Source organism: Bradyrhizobium sp. BR14999 (assembly GCF_056106085.1).
Genome location: NZ_CM148536.1, coordinates 1488107 through 1508801, shown reverse-complemented (window position 1 = coordinate 1508801; position 20695 = coordinate 1488107). Strand labels below are relative to the sequence as shown.

General features: G+C 64.7%; 19 protein-coding genes. 12 read left to right on the top strand and 7 right to left on the bottom strand.

The window, feature by feature from the left end:
- Positions 1-123 precede the first annotated feature (123 nt).
- Positions 124-396 carry a phosphopantetheine-binding protein gene (locus tag ACR9YP_RS07055; RefSeq protein WP_370990712.1) on the bottom strand — a complete coding sequence of 91 codons (273 nt, stop codon included), beginning with the start codon at positions 394-396 and terminating at the stop codon, positions 124-126.
- A 356-nt stretch (positions 397-752) separates the two neighbouring features.
- Here ACR9YP_RS07055 and ACR9YP_RS07050 point away from each other — a divergent pair, with 356 nt between their 5' ends.
- The 7 genes from ACR9YP_RS07050 to ACR9YP_RS07020 all read left to right on the top strand — a co-directional run bounded on the left by ACR9YP_RS07050 (position 753) and on the right by ACR9YP_RS07020 (position 10430).
- Positions 753-1970 (top strand): acyl-CoA dehydrogenase family protein, encoded by a 1218-nt coding sequence (locus tag ACR9YP_RS07050; RefSeq protein ID WP_438103489.1) that lies wholly within the window; start codon positions 753-755, stop codon positions 1968-1970.
- Positions 1971-2009: 39 nt separating this feature from the next.
- Positions 2010-2990, top strand: coding sequence for an amino acid--[acyl-carrier-protein] ligase (locus tag ACR9YP_RS07045; protein ID WP_438103490.1), 981 nt, complete (start codon positions 2010-2012; stop codon positions 2988-2990).
- 41 nt (positions 2991-3031) lie between these two features.
- Positions 3032-3907, top strand: a complete 876-nt coding sequence (locus ACR9YP_RS07040; RefSeq protein WP_438103491.1) for an acyl-CoA acyltransferase — start codon at positions 3032-3034, stop codon at positions 3905-3907.
- Positions 3908-4225: 318 nt separating this feature from the next.
- On the top strand, positions 4226-7093 hold the full coding sequence (locus tag ACR9YP_RS07035; RefSeq protein ID WP_474219267.1) for a PAS-domain containing protein: 2868 nt from the start codon (positions 4226-4228) through the stop codon (positions 7091-7093).
- 204 nt (positions 7094-7297) lie between these two features.
- Entirely contained in the window at positions 7298-8275 is a 978-nt protein-coding gene (locus ACR9YP_RS07030; protein WP_438103493.1) for a tripartite tricarboxylate transporter substrate binding protein, read from the top strand.
- A 156-nt stretch (positions 8276-8431) separates the two neighbouring features.
- Entirely contained in the window at positions 8432-8917 is a 486-nt protein-coding gene (locus tag ACR9YP_RS07025; protein WP_438103494.1) for a tripartite tricarboxylate transporter TctB family protein, read from the top strand.
- A 4-nt stretch (positions 8918-8921) separates the two neighbouring features.
- A complete protein-coding gene (locus ACR9YP_RS07020) occupies positions 8922-10430 on the top strand; it encodes a tripartite tricarboxylate transporter permease (RefSeq protein ID WP_438103495.1) in 1509 nt (502 codons plus the stop codon).
- 214 nt (positions 10431-10644) lie between these two features.
- On the opposite strand, the gene ACR9YP_RS07015 is transcribed toward ACR9YP_RS07020, so the two are convergent.
- A complete protein-coding gene (locus tag ACR9YP_RS07015) occupies positions 10645-12339 on the bottom strand; it encodes an EAL domain-containing protein (RefSeq protein ID WP_438103496.1) in 1695 nt (564 codons plus the stop codon).
- 221 nt (positions 12340-12560) lie between these two features.
- On the opposite strand from ACR9YP_RS07015, the gene ACR9YP_RS07010 reads away from it, so the two are divergent.
- Positions 12561-12821, top strand: a complete 261-nt coding sequence (locus ACR9YP_RS07010) for a hypothetical protein (RefSeq protein ID WP_438110448.1) — start codon at positions 12561-12563, stop codon at positions 12819-12821.
- Positions 12822-13026: 205 nt separating this feature from the next.
- On the opposite strand, the gene ACR9YP_RS07005 is transcribed toward ACR9YP_RS07010, so the two are convergent.
- From ACR9YP_RS07005 to mtgA, 3 genes are all read right to left on the bottom strand, one after another.
- Complete coding sequence (locus tag ACR9YP_RS07005; protein WP_438103497.1) at positions 13027-13677, bottom strand: hypothetical protein; 651 nt, start codon at positions 13675-13677, stop codon at positions 13027-13029.
- A gap of 142 nt (positions 13678-13819) precedes the next feature.
- Positions 13820-14002: a 50S ribosomal protein L32 gene (gene rpmF / locus ACR9YP_RS07000; protein WP_007598106.1), complete on the bottom strand. Its 183-nt coding sequence runs from the start codon at positions 14000-14002 to the stop codon at positions 13820-13822.
- 170 nt (positions 14003-14172) lie between these two features.
- On the bottom strand, positions 14173-14847 hold the full coding sequence (mtgA, locus tag ACR9YP_RS06995; protein WP_438103499.1) for a monofunctional biosynthetic peptidoglycan transglycosylase: 675 nt from the start codon (positions 14845-14847) through the stop codon (positions 14173-14175).
- Between the two features lie 161 nt (positions 14848-15008).
- Between mtgA and ACR9YP_RS06990 the strand changes: the two genes are divergently transcribed.
- On the top strand, positions 15009-15932 hold the full coding sequence (locus ACR9YP_RS06990) for a polyprenyl synthetase family protein (RefSeq protein WP_128930779.1): 924 nt from the start codon (positions 15009-15011) through the stop codon (positions 15930-15932).
- A gap of 9 nt (positions 15933-15941) precedes the next feature.
- The gene (locus tag ACR9YP_RS06985; RefSeq protein ID WP_438103500.1) at positions 15942-16634 is read left to right on the top strand and encodes a DUF1345 domain-containing protein; all 693 of its coding nucleotides are present in this window, start codon (positions 15942-15944) and stop codon (positions 16632-16634) included.
- A 61-nt stretch (positions 16635-16695) separates the two neighbouring features.
- Here ACR9YP_RS06985 and ACR9YP_RS06980 read toward each other — a convergent pair whose 3' ends face one another.
- Together ACR9YP_RS06980 and ACR9YP_RS06975 are read right to left on the bottom strand one after the other, a co-directional pair.
- Positions 16696-18513: a caspase family protein gene (locus ACR9YP_RS06980; RefSeq protein ID WP_438103501.1), complete on the bottom strand. Its 1818-nt coding sequence runs from the start codon at positions 18511-18513 to the stop codon at positions 16696-16698.
- Positions 18514-18682: 169 nt separating this feature from the next.
- Positions 18683-19111: a GFA family protein gene (locus ACR9YP_RS06975; RefSeq protein ID WP_438103502.1), complete on the bottom strand. Its 429-nt coding sequence runs from the start codon at positions 19109-19111 to the stop codon at positions 18683-18685.
- Between the two features lie 95 nt (positions 19112-19206).
- On the opposite strand from ACR9YP_RS06975, the gene ACR9YP_RS06970 reads away from it, so the two are divergent.
- Both ACR9YP_RS06970 and bla read left to right on the top strand, forming a co-directional pair.
- Positions 19207-19581, top strand: coding sequence for a nuclear transport factor 2 family protein (locus ACR9YP_RS06970; RefSeq protein WP_130219830.1), 375 nt, complete (start codon positions 19207-19209; stop codon positions 19579-19581).
- Positions 19582-19802: 221 nt separating this feature from the next.
- Positions 19803-20657 carry a class A beta-lactamase gene (bla, locus tag ACR9YP_RS06965; RefSeq protein WP_438103503.1) on the top strand — a complete coding sequence of 285 codons (855 nt, stop codon included), beginning with the start codon at positions 19803-19805 and terminating at the stop codon, positions 20655-20657.
- The last annotated feature ends 38 nt before the right edge of the window (positions 20658-20695 follow it).

Genomic DNA, 20695 nt, shown 5'->3' with positions numbered 1-20695 from the left:
TAACCCCAGGGAGTAGTTTGGCTAAGACTCGTCGCTCGGTACAACGACCGTTCGCAACCGATAGATCACGCGGTATGGGTCCCGGCCTGCGCCGGGACGACGCTGTGAGATTGGCGCGTTTAACTAAGCCGCCGTTGCCGGCTGCAGCTGGGTCGCGACCATCCGCTCCAGCGTTTCGACGGACTGGAAGTTCTCCGGCGTGATCTCGGCTTGCGGGATGGTGAAGTCGAACTCGGCCTCGACGCCGAGCATCAGATTGACCATGTCCATCGAAGTCAGGCCAACGTCCACGAGCTTCGCCTGTGGCGTGATGTCCGCGGTGAGCGAGTTCTGTTCGAGGATGCCCTTCACCAGCTTGATGATGCGATCGCGCACGTCGGTATCGAAGGCCTGCATCGGCAAATTCCCATCTATCTATCGGAGGCGGACCGGACTGCCGGCTACGATGGGCACGGCCAGTCGATCCCGCAATGGGCGCGAGGGTTACTTCGCTTTTCTTAGTAAACGATGACTCAGATTGACTAAAATTCAGACCTCTTCCAGATCACTAACGCGACCGCGGAAATTCCGGTGATGCAAACAACCGGACCTTAACTGTTCGTTCGGAATTGGGATTTGTTTACCCTCTATTTCATCGACGAATTTGAATTAAATCCGTAGCCTCGTCTTACAAGCAAAGATGGTCGGAGGATCGCTGGCGGCATCGCGAATGATGGCGGCGATCTCGAACGGCAAACCGGAGGCGGACGAGAATGAACGTGCGTGAAGCAGTCCTCACTGTCGACGAAACGCAGACGAGCTTTCTCGAGCAGGGTCCCTCCCTGATCGAGCGTGCCGCCCGGACCGCCGCTGCCGCAGCGGCCGATGCAGACGGGGTCGATCGCGACGCCCGCTTCCCCCACAAAGCTTTCGAGGTCGCGCGTGAGCAAAAGCTGCTCGGCGTCATGATCCCGGTCGAGTTCGGCGGCTTCGGCGCTTCGATCTATGACGTCACCGATGTCTGCTACACGCTCGGGCGCGCGTGCGCCTCCACTGCGATGATCTACGCAATGCACCAGACCAAGGTCGCCTGCGTCGTCAGGCACGGCCACGGCATCCCCTGGATGGAAACCATGATGCGCCGGGTCGCGCGCGACCAGTGGCTGCTCGCCTCCTCCACCACCGAAGGCCAGAACGGCGGCAACATCCGCGCCAGCGCGGCCGCGGTCGACCACGCCGGCGACACCGTGTCGCTGGTGCGCGACGCCACCGTCATCTCCTACGGCGCCGAGGCCGACGGCCTCGTCACCATCGCCCGCCGCGCCACCGACGCCGCCGCTTCCGACCAAGTGCTGCTGGCGCTCGCCAAGGACGATTATTCGCTGAAGCGGACGCTGGGCTGGGAAACGCTCGGCATGCGCGGCACCTGCTCGACCGGTTTCGAGCTGAAGGTCGATTGCCCCGCCGACCGCGTCTTCCCGGAATCCTACGACAAGATCCACGCCCAGACCATGACGCCATTCGCGCATTTGTGCTGGTCGTCGGCTTGGGCCGGCATTGCCGCCGCCGCGGTGACCCGCGCGCAGGCCTTCATCCGCAAGGCGGCCCGCAGCTCCGGCGGGCAAATGCCGCCGGCCGCGGCGCATTTCACTGCCGCCAAGATGTCGCTCGCCAAGCTGCGCGCGCTGATAGCAGCCAATATCGATGCTTTCGATCGCGCCGAGCATGACGAGCGCGCGCTCGGCTCGCTCGACTTCCAGTCCTCGATCACGCTTTTGAAGGTGCAGGCCTCCGAGCTCGCGGTCGAGACGGTGATGCATGCGATGCGCACCGCGGGTCTTTCCGGCTACCGCAACGACGGCGAGTTCACGATGGGCCGTCACCTGCGCGACGTGCTGTCGTCGCCGATCATGATCAACAACGACCGTATTCTCGCCAACGCCGCGACAGCGACGCTGATGAGCGGCGTGCCAATGAGCCTTCGTGACTGAATCAACAAGAACAATTTTGAAATAGCAGGACATCGACCCATGAATATTGCCGTCCTCCCCAATTCGCCCGAGACCGCGCCGCAGATCATCGATCCGCTCGATCATCTCGCCGACAAACTGTTCCACCGCATGGGCTCGGACGGGGTCTACGCTCGCACCGCGCTCTATGAAGGCATCGTCGAGAAGCTCGCCACGCTGATCACTAGCCATCGCGAGGCCGGAACCGAGGTGATGCGCTTTCCGCCGGTGATGAGCCGGGCTCAGCTGGAGAAGTCCGGCTACCTCAAGAGCTTTCCGAACCTGCTCGGCTGCGTCTGCGGCCTGCACGGCACCGAACGCGAGATCAACGCCGCGGTGAGCCGCTTCGATGCCGGCGGCGACTGGACCTCATCGCTCTCGCCGGCCGACCTCGTGCTGTCGCCGGCCGCCTGCTATCCCGTCTACCCGATCGCGGCGAGCCGCGGCCAATTGCCGAAGGGCGGTCTGCGCTTCGACGTCGCCGCCGACTGCTTCCGCCGCGAGCCGTCGAAGCATCTCGACCGGCTGCAATCGTTCCGGATGCGCGAATATGTCTGCATCGGCAGCCCCGATGACGTCGCCGACTTCCGCGAGCGCTGGATGGTCCGCGCGCAGGCGATCGCGCGCGATCTCGGCCTCACCTTCCGCGTCGACTATGCCAGCGATCCCTTCTTCGGCCGCGTCGGCCAGATGAAGGCGGTGAGCCAGAAGCAGCAGCAGCTGAAGTTCGAACTCCTGATCCCGCTGCGCTCGGAAGAGCAGCCGACCGCCTGCATGAGCTTCAACTATCACCGCGAGCATTTCGGCACGACCTGGGACATTAGGGACGCCAATGGCGAGCCGGCCCACACCGGCTGCGTTGCCTTCGGCATGGACCGGCTCGCGGTCGCCATGTTCCACACCCACGGCACTGATACCGCCGCTTGGCCGGCCAAGGTGCGCGACGTCCTGGGCTTACAGCCGCATGTTGCGGCCGAGGCCCATGGCGAAGGCTGGCGCTAACGGAACTCACGAGGCCGATCATTTCCACGGGCAAGACGAACGTGATCCACACCAAGGTCCGATGCCGCGAAATCACCGAGTCCGATGTCGAAGCCATCGCGGACCTGCTGACGCGCGGCTTCGTCGGCCGCTCGCGTGACTATTGGATCCAGGGCCTGCGCCGGCAGGCTTTCCGGACCGTGCCGGAGGGCTATCCGCGCTTCGGCTACATGCTCGAGGATGACGGCACGCCGGTCGGCGTGCTGCTGCTGATCTACACGGCGCGCAAAAACAGCGAAGAGACCGCCATCCAGTGCAATTTGTCGAGCTGGTATGTCGATCCGGCCTATCGCAACTACGCGCCGCTGCTGACCAAGATTGCGCAGCGGCACAAGGACGTCACTTACCTCAACATCAGCCCGGCGCCGTGGACCTGGCCCATCATCGAGACGCAGGGCTTTCGTGATTACTGCCGCGGCATCTTCTTCTCGATGCCCGCGCTGGCGCGCGCCCCGCGCTGGAGCAAGATCGAGGTGATCTCGCAGCACGCCAAGGCGATCGAAGGGCTCTCCGACGCAGAGACCGAGCTCTTGACACGTCATGCGCGCTACAATTGCCTCAGCCTGGTCTGCCGCACGCCGCAGGGAACGTTCCCCTTCATCCTGCAACCGGTGCGCATCCGCCGCGGCTTCATCGCGCCGCCCGCGATGAAACTGATCTACTGCCGCAACATCGCCGAATATGCCGCCTGCGCCGGCCGGATCGGCCGGCTGCTGCTGCGGTTCGGCAAAATCTCGGTGGCCGTCGATTGCAACAGCCCGCTTCCCGGCCTCATCGGCCTCTACACAGAGCGCCGCGGCCGCAAATATTTCAAGGGCCCGCATCGGCCACAGCTTGCCGATCTCACCGATACGGAGCTCGTGCTGTACGGGCCGTAGCGCTAATCTATCCCGTATTGTCGTCCCGGCGAAGGCCGGGACCCATACCGCGTGATCTATCGATAGGCGCCGGTGTTTGTACCAAACCTCTTCACTACCGATCTCCGCCAAGCTTCTCGCTGTGGTTATGGGTCCCGGCCTTCGCCGGGACGACGGGCAATGTTGGGCGCATTCCGGCCCCGAGATACACGCGTCTCCGCATCGCCAGTCACTCTCCGTAAACTACTGCGCTTAAGGGAATTTTCCGGCCTCTTCGCTACCCTCGGCAGCTGAATTACGTTGCGTTAAGTCTATTGCCCGCCGAGATCCGCGACTCCCATGACGTCGACCTGCGACAACGAGCATGGTGCACACCGCGAACAGGCCCCCGCGGCCCTGATCGCACTCGGCCAGCTTGCGCTCGACCACATGGAGCAGGGCGTCTGCGTCTACGATGCCGACAACCGGATCGTGCTGGTCAATCAGCGCTATCTCACGCTGTTCGACATGTCGGCCGATATCGTGCGGGTGGGCACGAGCTATCGCGAGGTGCTTGCCCACAGCGCGACACGCGGAAACTTCCCCCAGGACGAGCTTGATGCGTTGTATTCGGCGCGGATTGCGCAAATCGCAGCGGGCAAACCATTCCGCACCGAACAGCGGCTTGCAAGCGGACTCGTCATGGCGCTCGAGTTGAAGCCTCTTCCCGGCGGCGGCTGGATGACGATCTGCGACGACGTCACTCGTCTCGCACGGCTCGAGGCGGAATTGCGCGTGCAGACGGAGCGCAGCCAGCACGCGCTCGCAAACATGTCGCACGGCCTCATCATGTACGATGCCGACAGCCGCGTCGTCGTCTGCAACGAACGTTTCCTGAAGCTCTACAACCTCGACCCCGAGATCATGAAGCCGGGCGTCACGCACAGCGCGGCCATCGACCACTGGCTTTCGCGCGGCAACCTGCCGGGCATGTCGGCCGATGAATTCCATGACACCAGGCTGGACGACGTGCGCGCCAGGAAGGCGAAAACCCTGCTGGTGATGCGCTATGACGGGCGGATGGTGCAGGCGGTCTCCCGCTTCCTGCCCGACGGCGGCTGGGTGACGGTGCACGAAGACGTCACCGAGCGGCTGCAATACGAGGAGACGCTGAGGAAGCAGAACTTCATCCTCGATGCAGCGCTGGAGAACATGGCGCACGGACTCGCCTTCTACGACAGCGACATGCGGCTCCGCGTCTGCAACACGAACTACCGCAAGATCTACCGGCTGTCGCCCGAGGAGACCCGGCCCGGCACGCATCTTTCCGAGCTGATCGAGCGTTCGATGGCGAACGGCGCGTTCGCTTCCGAATACAGCCCGCAGCAGCTCCTGGAAGCCGCCAGCGCGAGAATCGCGAACCGCGATTCCTCGTCGATGCGACGGCGCATGTCCAATGGCTCCGTGATCTCGGTGCGTTACTGCGCGCAGCCAGACGGCGGCTTCGTCGCCACCTACGAGGACATCACCGAACGCGAACGCGCGGTTGAGGAGCTGAGCGAGCAGTATCGACGTTTCGACGCCGCACTGAACAACATGAGCCAGGGGCTGTGCATGCTCGATTCGAGCCTGCGCATCATCGTCTGCAACCGCCGCTATATCGAGATGTACGGGCTGTCGCCCGAGATCGTGAAACCGGGCGTCTCGATGCGCGAGATCATGGAGCATAGCTGCGAACTGGGCATTCACCCGAACACCACAGGCGCGCGGCTCTATGCCGACTATGTCGAGAGGCTGCGCGAGGGCGAGCACACGCTGCACCGCCATTTGAACGATGGCCGCATCATCAAGCTCAATCACAAGCGGATGGAGCTTGGCGGCTGGGTCGTCACCTATGAGGACGTCACCGAGCGCCACAAGGCCCAGGCCCGCGTCGCGCACATGGCGCGCCACGATTCCCTGACTGACCTGCCCAACCGCACGCTATTCCGCGAGAAGATGAGCGAAGGGCTGAACCAGGTCGCGATCGCCGGCGGCGCGATGGCCGTGCTGTGTTTCGACCTCGACAATTTCAAGACTGTCAACGACCGCCTCGGCCACGCAGCAGGCGATCGCCTGCTGCGCTGGGTTGCGGCGCGACTGAGGGAGAATGTCGGCGAGCATGATACCGTCGCGCGGCTCGGCGGCGACGAGTTTGCCGTACTCCAGCGCGGACCGCAGCCGCAAGCAGCTGAAAAACTCGCTCGTCGCCTGGTCGAGATCATCGGCCATCCGCCGCCGCTGGAAAGCCAGTCGATCCATGTCGGCGTCTCCGTCGGCATCGCGATCGCGCCCGATCACGGGCTTGATGCCGACGAGCTGATGAAATGCGCCGACCTCGCCCTCTACCAGGCCAAGGCAAAGGGACGCGGCGCCTACCAGCTGTTCGAGCCCGAGATGGAAGAAGAGGCACGCAGCCGGCACGCGCTGGAGCAGGATCTGCGCGGCGCGTTGGAATCACGTGAATTCCATCTCGTGTTCCAGCCGCAGGTACGGCTCGACAGCTCCGAGCTCACCGGCTTCGAAGCGCTGTTGCGTTGGAAGCATCCCTCGCGCGGCTTCGTCTCGCCGGCCGAATTCATTCCGATCGCGGAAGAGACCGGGCTGATCGTCCCGATCGGCGAATGGGTGCTGCGCACCGCCTGTGCGACCGCCGTCTCCTGGCCCGAGGTCACCGTCGCGGTAAACCTGTCGCCGGTGCAGTTCCGCTCGCGCGGCCTGGTGGCGATGGTCACGAGCGCACTTGCGGAGGCCGGCCTGCCGCCACGACAACTCGAGCTCGAGGTCACCGAGACGGCGCTGCTCGACGACAGCGAGGCGACGATCGAGATCCTGCACCAGCTTCGCGCACTCGGCGTGCGGGTCAGCCTCGACGATTTCGGCGTCGGCTATTCCTCTCTGAGCTATTTGCGCAAATTTCCGTTCGACCGCATCAAGATCGACCGCTCTTTCGTCGGCACGCTCGGCGAAAGCCCGGAAAGCGTTGCCATCGTCCGCACCATCGCCAGCCTCGGCTCCGTGCTCGGCGTCGAGACCACGGCGGAGGGTGTGGAGACCGCGGAGCAACTCGACTTCGTGCGCGAATGCGGCTGCACCGCCGTGCAGGGCTATTATTTCGGCAAGCCATGCCCGGCGGCCGAGGTCGGCGGCACCATCGAGACGCTGAGCGCAGTCCGCCGCGTGGCGTAGCAGCTTTCCCCACTCAAATTCCGTATCTCGGCACGCTGCCAAACGACCAATTGTCGCATGGATGGTTTCCGGCGGAATTGCCGTCTCGCGCTGGCCTGGCACACGCGCAATGGCGCTTTTCTTCTCTCGTGATTTCGGAAACAATCGCCCCACAAGAACGAGAGACGGCGGCCCGAGCGAGGCCGCTGCGAGGGAGGCGTTTCGATGTCGCGATACGGGCTGAAGACGATTGCCTTGGCCGCCATACATGCGGTCATGGGTGCAGTGCTCTCCACTGCCGCCAGTGCGCAGGACTATCCGACCAAGCCGATCACGCTGATCGTGCCATGGCCGGCCGGCGGTTCGACTGACATCTCGATGCGCGCGATCGCCGACAGCGCTTCGAAGGTTCTGGGACAGCCCATCGTGATCGACAACAAGGCCGGTGGCGGCGGCACCGTGGGACCTGCGACCATGGCCGCGGGCGCGAAGCCGGACGGCTACACCATCTCGCAGATCCCGATCACCGTCTTCCGCCTGCCTCTGATGCAGGAGGTGTCGTGGGATCCGGCGAAGGATTTTACCTACGTCATCCATCTCACCGGCTATACCTTCGGCGTCACCACCAATGCGGAATCCCAGTTCAAGAGCTGGAAGGACGTGGTGGAGTTCGCCAAGGCGAACCCGGGCAAGGTGACCTACGCGACGCCGGGCACCGGCACCTCGCTGCATATCGGCATGGAGCAGATTGCCGCGATGTCCGGCATCAAGCTCACGCAGGTACCGTTCAAAGGCGGCGCGGAAACCAACGCCGCGGTCCTGGGGCAGCATACGATGCTTCAGGCGGATTCCACGGGATGGCGGCCGCTGGTCGATGCCGGCAAGCTGCGGTTGTTGATGGTGTGGACCGGCGCCCGCTCGCCGAATTACCCTGACGTGCCGACGCTGAAGGAGCTCGGCTATCCCATGATTTATGATTCGCCGTTTGGCATCGCCGGCCCCAAGGGGATGGATCCGAAAATCGTCGCCAAGCTGCACGATGCCTTCAAGAAGGCGGTCGAGGACCCCGCCGTCGTGGCAACGCTCGCCAAATACGACATGGTGCCGAACTACAAGAACACCGAGGACTACAAGAAGTTCGTCGTCGAGGTCACGGAGTCCGAGCGCAAGGTGATCGACACGCTCGGGCTTGCGAAGAAGTAGAACTGATCCACCTCCGTGTCCCGGACGCGGTGCAGCGCCTCTTCAGCGGTGCACCGCAGAGCCGGGACCCACTCTTGCCACGCATCCATGGACCCCGGATCTGCAGCGCACCGCTTCGCGCTGCGCAGCGTCCGGGGAACGGCCGAGAGGGCGTCGATGACCAACCAAACCAACGTCAAACTCCGCCTCAGCAATTCCGAACTTTGGGGCGGCTTGATCGGGCTCGCGCTCGGCAGCTTCGTGATCTGGTCGGGGCTGAAGCTCAAGCTCGGCACCATCAACGATCCCGGCTCCGGTTACGTGCTGTTCTACACGGGCATCCTGATCTGCGTGTTCGCAAGCTCCATCATCATCTCGGCCATCACCGAGGGCGGACCGACGCTGGCCTCGCGCTGGGAAAATGTGCGCTGGAGCAAGCCGCTTCTCGTCATCGCCTGCCTCACCGCATTCTCATTCGCGTTGGAGCCGCTGGGATTCCTGTTGTCGGCGATCCCGTTGATGCTGCTGCTGTTGCGCCTGATCGATCCCGTGCGCTGGACGCTGGCGATTCCGATCGCGGTGCTGGTGCCATCAGGCATGTGGTGGGTGCTCAAGCGGCTGCTTTTGATCCAGCTGCCCTCGGGCCTGTTCGGGATCGGCTGATCGCATGGATACGCTTTCCAATGTCTCCCATGGGTTCGGCGTCGCGCTGACCGGGATCAACCTGCTCTATTGCTTCATCGGTGTCTTCATCGGCACGCTGGTCGGCGTGCTGCCGGGCATCGGCCCAATCTCGGCGATGTCGCTGCTGTTGCCGGTGACGCTCTCGGGCACGCCGGAATCCGGCATCATCATGATGGCCGGCATCTATTACGGCTCGATGTATGGCGGCTCGACCACCTCGATCCTGGTCAACATCCCCGGCGAGGCGGCCTCCGTCGTCACCTGCATCGACGGCCACCAGATGGCGAAGCAGGGCCGTGCGGGCCCTGCGCTCGGCATCTCCGCGTTCGGCTCCTTCATCGCCGGCACCTTTGCGCTGGTCGCGCTGATGCTGGTGGCGCCGAGGCTTGCCAGCATCGCCATCGCGTTCGGCCCGGCCGAGTATTTCAGCCTGATGGTGCTCGGCCTCGTCGTGCTCACCTTCCTGACCCAGGGCTCGATGCCGAAGGCGCTGCTGATGGCCTGCATCGGCGTCGTGCTCGGCCTGATCGGTCTCGACAGCATCACGGCACAGCCGCGCCTCACCTTCGGCCGCATGGAGCTGATCGACGGCATCGGCCTCGTGCCGGTCGTGATGGGCCTGTTCGGCGTCGCCGAGGTGCTGCTCAACACCGAGCAGGCGATCAAGCGCGACATCATCAACGCCAAGATCACGCAGCTCTTGCCCAACAAGACCGACTGGCAGGCGAGCGCCGGCCCGGTGGCGCGCGGCACCCTGCTCGGCTTTCTGCTCGGCATCCTGCCGGGCGGCGGTGCCGTGGTGGCCTCGTTCGCGTCCTATGCACTGGAGAAGCGGCTGTCGAAAACGCCGGAACGGTTCGGCCACGGCGCGATCGAGGGCGTCGCGGGCCCCGAATCCGCCAACAACGCGGCGGCCGGCGGCGCGTTCATTCCGCTAATGACCTTGGGCATCCCGCCGAACGTGGTGATGGCGCTGCTGCTCGGCGCCTTTGTCATTCACGGCCTGCAACCGGGACCGCTGCTGATCACGCAGAATCCCGGCCTGTTCTGGGGCATCGTCGCCAGCATGTATATTGGCAACGTCATGCTGCTGATCCTCAACCTGCCGATGATCGGCATGTGGGTGCAGCTCTTGAAGCTGCCCTACAACATCCTGTTCCCGCTGATCATCCTGTTCACGATCCTGGGCGTCTATTGCTCGAGCAACAACGTGTTCGACGTTTACGTGATGATCGCGTTCGGGATCATCGGCTATTTCATGCGCAAGCTCGGCTATGAGCCGGCGCCGCTGGTGCTCGCCTTCGTGCTCGGCCCGATGCTGGAGAACAATCTGCGCAAGTCGCTGATCCTGTCGCAGGGCGATCTCTGGACCTTCGTGCAGCGTCCGATCTCGGCGGCCTGCCTTGCACTCGCAACGGTGCTGCTGATCGCGCCGCTATTGCCCGCGCTGCGCAAGAAGCGCGAGCTGGTGGCATTGGATGAAGGGGCGTGAGAGATTTCGTAGCCGCTGCACGATCTCTTCCTTCTCCCCTTGTGGGAGAAGGTGGCGCAAAGCGCCGGATGAGGGGTTGCCTCCTCAAACTCAATCGCAAGAAATCGACTCGCGGAGGGAGACCCCTCACCCGTCTCGCCGCTAGGCGGCGAGCCACCCTCTCCCGCAAGGGGAGAGGGGAAGCGAGTGCGCAAGCTTGGCGAGCGAATAACTCCTACCCCGCCGCGGGTAGTGCGCTATCTGCCGCCACGCCCCACGGGCGCTCGGCGGAGGCGAGTCCGATCAGGCGGCCCTGGATGTAGTCGCAACCCCAGTCGCGCAGCATGCTTGCGGCCTCTTCGTCCTGCACCCATTCGGCGACCGTCTTGATATCGAGGCGTCGGGCGAGGTCGATCAGGGTGTGCACGAAGGCGCGGTCGTCGGCGGACCGCGTGACGTTCTGGACGAAGGCACCGTCGATCTTGACGATGTCGACGCCGAGCTTGCGCAGGTTCCTGAAGGAGGTGTAGCCGGCGCCGAAATCGTCGATGGCAATGCGGCTGCCGAAATTCTTCAGCCGCGTGACAAAGCCGCGGACATCATCGATGTCCTGGATCGCGACCGTTTCGGTGATCTCGACGATCAGCCGCTCGGCGACGCCGGGATGGGCCAGCATCAGCGATTCGATTCCCGCCCACCAATCGGGATCCATGGTCGTATCAGGCGAGATGTTGAGGCTGAGGCAGACGTCGGGCGCAGCCGCAAGCTCGGCGACCACGAGTTCGAGCACGCGATGATCGACCAGGCGAATCAGGCCGAGCCGTTCGGCGACCGGCACGATGTCGGGTGCGAGCAGCACCTGGCCATCGCCCTGATCCATCCGCACCAGGCACTCGTGGAAGGCGCGTTCGCGCGAGGCGGCGGAGACCACCGGCTCATAGGCGAGCTTGATGCGGCGCTCGTTCAGCGCGGTGACGATCTCGTCGGTGACGCGGATGTTGACGCGGCGCTGCGCGTCGCGCGCGGCATCCGGGCGCCATGTCGCGAACGAGCCGACGCGGCGGCGTTTGGCAGCATCCAGCGTCTCATGGGCGCGGTTGACCGCCTCGTCGGTGTTGCGGGCATAGCGCGGCACGCTGACCGCGCCGATCGACGCGGTGACCGAGACCGGCCCTGATTTCGTCGGCACCACCTCGTCGCGGATGCCGGCGAGGAAGCGCTCGGCGGCAACGTTCATGTCGTCGACGGTGCAGTTCTTCAGGATCAGGCCGAACTTGTTGCCGGAGAAGCGGCCGAGCACGTCGCCGCCGCGCAAGCGCGCACGAATGCGCTTGGCGACGTCGAGGATCACCGCGTCGGCGACGTCGAAGCCGAAGGCGTCGTTGACGCGGGCGAGATGATCGATGCCGACCAGCATGAAGGCTGCGGTCGAGCGGAAGCGGGTCGTCTCCTCGATCGCCTCGGCCAGCGACGCGATCAGATGGGAGCGGTTGAGCTCGCCGGTCAAGGGATCGAGCCGGGCCAGCTTCCTCAATTCCTCGTCGCGGGCATGACGCTCATTGTTGATGCGAACAGAGCCGATCGCGCGCGTGGGGCGGCCGTCGGGACCGGCAAACCAGCGGCCGGTCTCCTCGATCCAGACCACGGGATCGGAGGCGCTCATGCGCACGCCGTACTCGACCCGGTAAGGTGTGCCGTCGGCACCGTGCACGGCGGAGGTCTGTGCCAGCGCAGCGGTCCGCAGCGATTGCGCCGGCTCGATCAGCTTGGCGAATTCGGCCCCGGTGGCGAGCCGCTCGGCGGGAATGCCCGGGAAGACGGCGCTGACCTGCTCACCCCAGACGATGACGTCGCTGGCGATGTCCCAGGCGAACACGGCCTGGCCGAGCGCGGCCAGGATGTCGGAGGCTTGCGGCAATGCTGGGGTCAAAATCGCCTCGTTTCGGGACAGTGGGAAAGTCCTGAGCCGGCACAGAATAAAGCCAGATTCGCCCTCGACCCTAGGCAAAGTTGATAAACAATTTGGAAACCACGTTTGCCGACCCCAGGGAACCAATCGGGCCCGGCCGGCATAGGGCTTGCGAGTACATGACACGCACCGGCGCCAGCGTCCCGAAATGCGACAATCCGGCCGGATCAACGGTGATTGCGATGTTGAGTACTGATCGATCGGACGCGGCGGACAACGGCACAGGCACGGCCCTCGTGCCGGTGATGCCGACGTTGCAGTGGGTCCACAAGGCGCCGCTGCCGCGCCCCGATCCCAGCTTCGTCACCCAACTGATCGCCAATGCCGAGCACATGCCCCAGACGAGCCGGCTTCGCCGCGCCTCGTCCGAAGACGCGCTGATGGCCTATGGCAGCCAGCGCCCGCTGCAAAGCGTCAGCGCGCGGACACGGCAGGTGGCTTGAGATTGATTTGAAGTGAGACGGCGCTTCTTACCTCTCCCCGCTTGCGGGGAGAGGTCGGATCGCTCTCGCGATCCGGGTGAGGGGGTACAGGTCTCACAGCTATCTCATCCGTGGAGAGAGGCCCCTCACCCCAACCCTCTCCCCGTAAGAACGGGGCGAGGGAGCACACAGCCTCCGCGGTGAGATGCAGGCGAATCCAGAGAAATCAGCGCGGTGGCGCGTCGGGAGAGGACGGCGTGCCGTTGCCCGGCTGAAGCTGCGGCGAGGGGATTTCCGGCGAGGGCGCGCCCTGCACCGGCTTGGGCGCCGGATGATCCATCAGCACGGATTCGGCGACGGATTGCGCCGACGGTGCGGGCGGCACCGCCGGTGCCGGCTGCGGCGCAATCACCGGCTCGAACTTGCGCTCGGACGCCACGTCCTCCTCCGGCGCTTCCTGGCGCTTGGCCTTGCGTGGCGCCGCCACCGTCGTCTCGGCGACATAGGTGACGCGACGGCGCGTGCGCTGGGCGATGCCGCCGAGGAAGTCGGCCATCGCGAGCAGCACCAGCAGGAAATAGGTGGAGTTGCCGAATTTGGGCCACATCACGAATTCGGCGGCGGCCGTGCCGAACACGATCAGCGACAGCAGGTGATCCATCAGGAATTTCGAGCCGGGCCGCGCGCCCTTGACCACCTCGAGCAGCAGCAGCACCACGCCGAGCGCGAGCAGGAGGTCGGCAAGCGTGACCGGCCAGGTCTCACCGGACACCATCGGCACCTTGAACAGCACGTCCGTAAAGGACACCGTCGGCATCAGGAAGGCGATGATGTTGTAGACCGCGAGCGGAATCAGAAGCAGCGGGAAACCGACCATCGGCAAAATGCCTTCTCGATCAAGATATCCGGACAGGACAATGCGGCGGCGAAGCATTTGCTCCGCCGCCGTCACCGTCTATCTCATGGGTTGGCCGAAATCAGGCGGGCCCAATCATCCCGCCTGAAGAAAGGTCCTGCCTTCAGGACTCTTTCTTCTTCAGGACCTGGCGGCCCTTGTACATGCCGGTCTTGAGGTCGAGATGGTGCGGACGACGGAGCTCGCCGGAGTCCTTGTCTTCCACATAGGTCGGCTTCTTGATGGCGTCTGCCGAGCGGCGCATGCCACGGCGCGACGGCGAGGTTTTTCTTCTCGGAACGGCCATTTCAATATCCTCTAGGGATTGGTGTCATCAAGGGCATCGTCCGCGAAGGGACGGCTCAGCACCCGCAATACGAGGCGAGCTGAATGCCGATCAAGGCCGCGCTTATAGAGGAAGGCTGGCTGTAAAGCTAGGCTCTTGGGCCAGAAAATACGCCCGAAATGGGCCCGAAATCAGCGATTTTCGCGCCAGCAGGTCGCAAGCGAGCTCGCCTGCCCCCGCGCCATATAGGTCGCCGCCAGCCGCCTGACACCGGGTCCCGGGGTCCGGGCACTGCGTTTGACCGGATTGGGCAGGGTCGAGGCCAGAAGGGCGGCTTCCCGGGAGGAGAGGCTAGCGGCCGACTTGCCGAAGGCATAGAGGCTGGCCGCGTCGACGCCAAACTGCCCCTGTGGACCGAGCTCTGCGATGTTGAGGTAAATCTCCAGGATCCGCGGCTTGGGCAGGACGAGGTCGATCCACAGCGCCAGCGGGAATTCCAGCGCCTTGCGGACGAAGTCCCGCCCCTGCCAGAGGAACAGGTTCTTTGCGACCTGTTGGGTGATGGTGGAGGCGCCCCGGAACGGCGTACCGTCCTCCTGGGCGTCATCGATCGCCTCACGCAGCGCACCCCAGTCGATGCCATGATGCTTGCAGAAATGCGCGTCCTCGGCTGCCACCACCGACCGCGGCAGATACGGCGACATCGCCGCCAGATCGATCCATTGCCGCTGCATCGGCGCGCCCCGAAGCGAACGCCAGACCATCAGCGTCGAAACCGGATGGCCGGTCCGGTAAAACGGCGCGATCACATAGGGCGCGAGAGCCACGACCGCGAGCACGACCAGCAGGATCTTGACGATGCGCAAATCGACCTTTCCGGCGCAAAATGAAACGCGGCCACGGGCTGGGCCATTAAGTCTGTGATAATTCGGGCCTTTTCCAGCACTTTTTAGGCCTTCCAAACGATTGACTGAGGCGGGCGCATAAAGGATTGTCCGGCCGAATTTTAGTTCTGGAGCCCTTCTTGATGACCGGCACGTCCCCGTCCGATTTCGCCAAACGTCTGGACAAGACCGCTGATGACACCGAGGCCCTGCTCGGGCGCCTGCTGTCGGACGACATCCTGCACGACGAGATCGCCCGGCCCAAGCGACTGATGGACGCAATGCGCTATTCGAGCCTGAACGGCGGCAAGCGTCTTCGGCCGTTCCTTGTGGTCGAGAGCGCGACCGTGTTCGGCGTGCCGCGCGAAGCGGCGCTGCTCGTGGGCGCCGCGCTCGAATGCATTCACTGCTATTCGCTGATCCATGACGATCTGCCGGCCATGGACAATTCGGACCTGCGCCGCGGCCGCCCCACCCTGCACAAGCAGACCGATGACGCCACCGCGATCCTTGCCGGCGACGGTCTTTTGACGCTCGCCTTCGACATCGTCACCCGCGACGAGATCCATCGCGATGCCAATGTGCGGTTGCTCTTGACGCGCGCGCTGGCGCGTTGCGCCGGTATCGGCGGCATGGTCGGCGGCCAGATCCTCGATCTCGCCGGCGAAGGCCGCTTCGGCGGCAACGAACCGATCGATGTTGCTCGTATTCAGCAGATGAAGACCGGCGCACTTCTGCGCTATGGCTGCATCGCCGGTGCAATCCTCGGCCAAGCCTCGCAGAAAGAATACCAGGCGCTCGACGATTACGGCCGCGCGCTCGGCGAGGCCTTCCAGATCGCCGACGACCTGCTCGACGTCGAAGGCGATGCGGCAGCGCTCGGCAAGCCCTCGGGCCAGGACGCCGCGCTCGGCAAGACCACCTTCGTCACCCAGCTCGGCATCGAAGGCGCCAAGCAGCGCGTGCGCGACCTGCTCGCGCGCGCCGACAGCGCCGTGTCGATCTTCGGCGACCGCGCCGCCGTGCTGCAAGCCGCGGCGCGATTCGTCGCCGAACGGAAGAACTGACGCGCGTCGATGGCGACCGGCGGCAAAGAGGATCCCGTCCTCGTCCGCTTCCGCCAGATGTCGCGGCCGATGCGGCTGCTTTATGCGCGGCCGCGAACGTTCATCGCACTCGCTGTCGGCGTCCTCGTCTGCCTGCTGCTGCCGGGCACGCACCGGCTGGTGACGCGGCTCTTGTTCGGCTGGGACGCACTGATCGCGGTCTATCTCGTGCTAGTCTATGCGATGATGCTGTGCAACGATCACCAGCACATCCGTCGCGCCGCCGCGATGCAGGACGACGGCCGCTTCGTGATCCTGCTGGTGACGGCGACCGGCGCCTTCGCCAGCATCGCGGCGATCGTCTCCGAGCTCGGCACGTCGCATCGCGGCGTCCTGGAGCTGACGATCGCGATCACAACGATCGCGCTGTCGTGGGCTGCCGTGCACACGACCTTCGCACTGCATTACGCGCATGATTATTATCGGGACGGCACGGCAGGAGGCCTTCAGTTTCCGAGCGGCGACAAGGAAGACCACGCCGATTATTGGGATTTCGTCTATTTCTCGTTCGTGATCGGCATGACCGCGCAGGTCTCCGACGTCGGCATCACCGACAAGACCATCCGCCGCACGGCGACCGCGCACGGCATCGTGTCCTTCATCTACAACACCGCGTTGCTGGCCCTGACGGTGAACATCGCGGCAAGCGCGATTGCGACCTGAACTCACTCCAGGGAGTCGTCCTGGCGAAAGCCAGGACGACCATGTGGGAACACCGCGATCCCTAGTAACAGACCTCGGCATTGGCGTCGTTGCCGGGGCCGCCGCCGCCGCGATATTCGAGACGGCAGCCGCGATGGACCGGACGGCAGCCACCGCTATTGCAGTAGACCTGTCCGCCGCCCGTCGCGCGGCCGCCGCCAGCGGCAGCAGCAACGCCGGCAGCGGCGCCATAACCGCCTGCTGCGCCGGCGGACTGACGACGCTGCCGTGCAGGACGCTCTTCGCCATCGTCGCGCTTGGCAGTTACACGCTTGGCCGTTGCGGGCTTGGCGGCACGCTGCTTCTCGCACTCATTGTCGTCGTTGACCGCATAGCCGTCACGACAGACGATCTTGCTGCATTTGTCGCCGTCGGCCTTGAAGCCGTGCTCACAGACCAGCGGGCAGACGCGCGATGGTTTTGACTTGACCGCATCGAGCGCATCGGTGCTCGCCACCTTCACGTCGAGCTTGGTGCCGGCATAACGGTTGAACTGCGACAGCGATCGCTGCGAGGACGCATTCCAATTGCCGTCGGCCTGCCCGGAGAAGCAGCCGACGCGGCCGAGCTCGGTCTGCACCGAGCGGCTGAGATCAGCCGGCGTAGTCGCAGGCGTCAGCGCGGCGACGTTGGTGCCGGCCGGACCGGCCGTGCTGGCCGGCGCTGCGCCCGGTGCCGCAGCGGCGAGGTTGACGCGCTGCTGCTCAGCCGCGGCGGCCTGCTGCTGCGCCTGCTCCTTCGTTTTCTGGGCAGCAAGCTGCGCCTGTTCGGCGGCTTTGGCATCGGCCGCAGCCTTGGCCTGCGCATCCTTCTGGGCGCCGAGCGCGGCAAGACGATCGCGCTCGACCTCGGCCTGCTTCGCCTTCGCGATCGCCGCGGCATGAGCCTGCTCGGCGCCGATCTTCTCGAGCTGAAGCTTGGCAAGGCTCGCATAGAAACCGTCGGGATGCTGGGCGAGGAAGGCATCCCACGCCGCCCTGTTGCCGACCTGGAGCGCGAGCTCATAATCGCGGCGGATATCGGCCTGCGGGTTCGCCGCAGGTGCGGGGGCCGCAGCCGTCATCTTCACCGGCACCAGCGGAACATCCTCGCCGCCGAGCGAGCCATAGACGAACGGCTCCTGCTTGTTGCCGGTCGACTTGAGCACGTCGTCGCGCACGAAGCCGAAGGCGCGGCGGACGTCGAGGCCCGGCGTCGTCAGATGCTTCGACAGCGCCACCGTGAACGGGCTGTTGGCGCCGTCGCCGTCCTGCGCCGTGAACCCGGCCTTGGCCGAATAGGCGATCAGCGTGTTGGGGCTGGTCGGCTCGACCTGGGCGAGGCCGCGGCCGATGCCGCGCGAGGCAATCGTGCGCTTCATCCTCTTGCCGAACGGATTGTCGCGGCAGGCATCCAGGATCACCAGGCGGAGCTGCTTTGCGGGCTCGACCGCGACCAGGATGCGATCGAGCGAAAGCGCCTCGTCGTAGACGTCGGTGTCGCGCTCGAGCTTGGCATCGACCGGGATCAGATAGTTGGAGCCTTCGACCTCGATGCCGTGGCCGGCATAGTAGACCACGGCGATGTCGGCATCGCGGGTCGCATCCGCGAAGTCGCGGAGCACGCGCCGCGTATCCAGCGCCGACAGATCGTGCCGAGACTCGACGACATCGAAGCCGGCCTCCTTCAGCGTCTTCGCCATCACCGAACCGTCATTGACGGGATTGGCCAGCGACGGCGCATGCTGATAGGCCGAATTGGCGAGCACCAGCGCAACGCGCTTGCCGGCGAAAGCAGGTTGGGCGCCGAGCAGCAGCGCGAGGGCGAGGAGAAGCGGACAAAGTCTGAGCAAATTGCGCATGACACGACTTCCGAAATTCGGGGCCGCTTGGGCCCTTTGGGACCGCTTTAGCAAGATCCACCGCGGGCGCTTGTGATGGAGGTCACGAAGGTACCAACGACAAGCCGAAAGGCCACTTTTGTTTGTCGCACCAGAGGGATCGCGGGTTCGCGGGGAGGATCGGGTTCCCTCAGACAACCCCGATGTGCTCCCGATATTGCGGTAGATTGTCCGTGATTTCGTGCCAGGGCGCCTTCGAGCCCACGAAAATGTGGGCGCTCGGCCGGATCGAGGGGGTATCGACCAGGGTTCCCATGGCGACATGGACCCATTCTCCTCCACGCACCCGGGAATAGAGCAGCGAGCCGCATCGGGCACAATGCGCGTCATGGGTGGTGTCGTCGCCGAACATGATCCGCTGGTCGCCGCCCCTGACGATGCGGAGCTGGTCCTGGGCGATGCCCGCGAACGGCTTGAAGGCGGCGCCGGTGGTGCGGCGACAGTTCGAGCAGTGGCAGTTCATCGCATAGGAGAACGCATCCGTCACCTCGAAGCGCACGGTGCGGCAATAGCATTCGCCGATCAGGATACGGGCGTTCGATTTCTCTGATGCGGTCATTTCAGCGTCCTCGCGCAATTGGCGACAGACACCCATAGCGCATTTTGATGCGTACGACTAAGTTCGCCCCAAGCCATCATTCGAAGGGATGACCCATGAGCCCAAATCGTTCAAGTGTCGAAGCCGTCGTGCAATCCTATTTCGACGGTCTCTATGAGGGCGACGCCGAAAAGCTCGGCGCCATCTTCCATCCCTCCGCAGACCTGCGCTGGGTCGAGAAGGGCGAATTGCAGGTGCTGACCGTGCCGGACTGGCTCGACCGCGTGCGCAAGCGCCCCTCCGGCAAGGCCGAAGGCAAGCCGCGCGAGGATTTCATCGTCACCATCGACCGTTCGGATGACAAGACCGCTTTCATCAAGGTCCGGTGCCAACTCCCGCCGCGCTATTTCACCGATTATTTGGTGGCGATGAAGCTCGCCGACGGCTGGCAGATCGTGTCGAAGTCATATCGGTATGATCTGAGGGAGTGAGGGAGTCCTCGACCCTCCGCTGCCCGAATTCGGACTCGCTCTCTTCCATTCTCCGTCAGTGCGGGCAAACTCTCGCCACACGTCATTGCGAGGAGCCCTTGCGACGAAGCAATCCAGAATCCCTCCGCGGAGAGATTCTGGATTGCTTCGCTGCGCTCGCAATGACGGTGCGGATGAAGCATAGGCTACATCTTCCTGCCACACTCGCCCGAAAGTCCCCCATGCTGCTCGATCGTCGCTCCCTGCTCGCCTCGCTGTGCTGGATGGCCGCTTCTCCCGCACTGGCCGCGGCTGCGCCGCCTGAGCTCGAAACCTACGAACGCGAGAGCGGCGGGCGGATCGGCGTTTATGCGGAGAACCTCGCGACCGGCGCAAAACTCGCCTGGCGCGCCGACGAGCGGTTCGTCATGTGCTCGACATTCAAGGCCTCGCTCGCGGCCTGTGTACTGGCGCGGGTCGATCGCGGCGAGGAGCAGCTTGCGGCCATGATTCCCTACGGCCAGGCCGACCTCTTGGAGTATGCGCCGGTTGCCAAGCAAAATCTCGCGGCCGGCGCAATGTCGGTCTCTGAGATGTGCAAGGCGATCGTCGAGCTCAGCGACAACACCTGCGCCAATCTGCTGCTGGCGCGGATCGGCGGGCCGGCCGCGCTCACCGCGTTCTGGCGATCGATCGGTGATACCACCTCGCGGCTCGACCACAACGAGCCCGAGCTCAACCGCTCCCGGCCGGGCGATCCCCGGGACACCACGACACCGGCGGCGATGGCCGGAAACCTGCGCCGCCTGGTGCTGGGGGACTCATTGTCGCCGGCCGCGCGCGCGCAGCTCACCGAATGGATGGTGAACTGCAAGACCGGCGCAAACCGGCTGCGCGGCGGCCTGCCGGCAGGCTGGAGGATCGGCGACAAGACCGGCAACAACGGCAAGGACGCATCGGGCGATATCGCGGTGGTGTGGCCGCGGCCGGATGCTCCGATCCTGATCGCGGCCTATACCCAGGGCGGCACGCCGAGCGCCGCACAGATCGCGGCGGCGTTCGCGCGGATCGGGCGGATGGCCGAGCGGCTGGCGTGAGCCGCGCGCATTGACGCAGCAGTCGCTTCCGGGTCAAG

What these genes read in the sequence shown, in the direction of transcription:
- ACR9YP_RS07055 (WP_370990712.1), bottom strand. Translation starts at nt 396, where the DNA reads ATGCAGGCCTTCGATACCGACGTGCGCGATCGCATCATCAAGCTGGTG.
- ACR9YP_RS07050 (WP_438103489.1), top strand. Translation starts at nt 753, where the DNA reads ATGAACGTGCGTGAAGCAGTCCTCACTGTCGACGAAACGCAGACGAGC.
- ACR9YP_RS07045 (WP_438103490.1), top strand. Translation starts at nt 2,010, where the DNA reads ATGAATATTGCCGTCCTCCCCAATTCGCCCGAGACCGCGCCGCAGATC.
- ACR9YP_RS07035 (WP_474219267.1), top strand. Translation starts at nt 4,226, where the DNA reads ATGACGTCGACCTGCGACAACGAGCATGGTGCACACCGCGAACAGGCC.
- ACR9YP_RS07030 (WP_438103493.1), top strand. Translation starts at nt 7,298, where the DNA reads ATGTCGCGATACGGGCTGAAGACGATTGCCTTGGCCGCCATACATGCG.
- ACR9YP_RS07025 (WP_438103494.1), top strand. Translation starts at nt 8,432, where the DNA reads ATGACCAACCAAACCAACGTCAAACTCCGCCTCAGCAATTCCGAACTT.
- ACR9YP_RS07020 (WP_438103495.1), top strand. Translation starts at nt 8,922, where the DNA reads ATGGATACGCTTTCCAATGTCTCCCATGGGTTCGGCGTCGCGCTGACC.
- ACR9YP_RS07010 (WP_438110448.1), top strand. Translation starts at nt 12,561, where the DNA reads ATGTTGAGTACTGATCGATCGGACGCGGCGGACAACGGCACAGGCACG.
- ACR9YP_RS07005 (WP_438103497.1), bottom strand. Translation starts at nt 13,677, where the DNA reads ATGGTCGGTTTCCCGCTGCTTCTGATTCCGCTCGCGGTCTACAACATC.
- rpmF (WP_007598106.1), bottom strand. Translation starts at nt 14,002, where the DNA reads ATGGCCGTTCCGAGAAGAAAAACCTCGCCGTCGCGCCGTGGCATGCGC.
- ACR9YP_RS06990 (WP_128930779.1), top strand. Translation starts at nt 15,009, where the DNA reads ATGACCGGCACGTCCCCGTCCGATTTCGCCAAACGTCTGGACAAGACC.
- ACR9YP_RS06985 (WP_438103500.1), top strand. Translation starts at nt 15,942, where the DNA reads ATGGCGACCGGCGGCAAAGAGGATCCCGTCCTCGTCCGCTTCCGCCAG.
- ACR9YP_RS06980 (WP_438103501.1), bottom strand. Translation starts at nt 18,513, where the DNA reads ATGCGCAATTTGCTCAGACTTTGTCCGCTTCTCCTCGCCCTCGCGCTG.
- ACR9YP_RS06975 (WP_438103502.1), bottom strand. Translation starts at nt 19,111, where the DNA reads ATGACCGCATCAGAGAAATCGAACGCCCGTATCCTGATCGGCGAATGC.
- ACR9YP_RS06970 (WP_130219830.1), top strand. Translation starts at nt 19,207, where the DNA reads ATGAGCCCAAATCGTTCAAGTGTCGAAGCCGTCGTGCAATCCTATTTC.
- bla (WP_438103503.1), top strand. Translation starts at nt 19,803, where the DNA reads ATGCTGCTCGATCGTCGCTCCCTGCTCGCCTCGCTGTGCTGGATGGCC.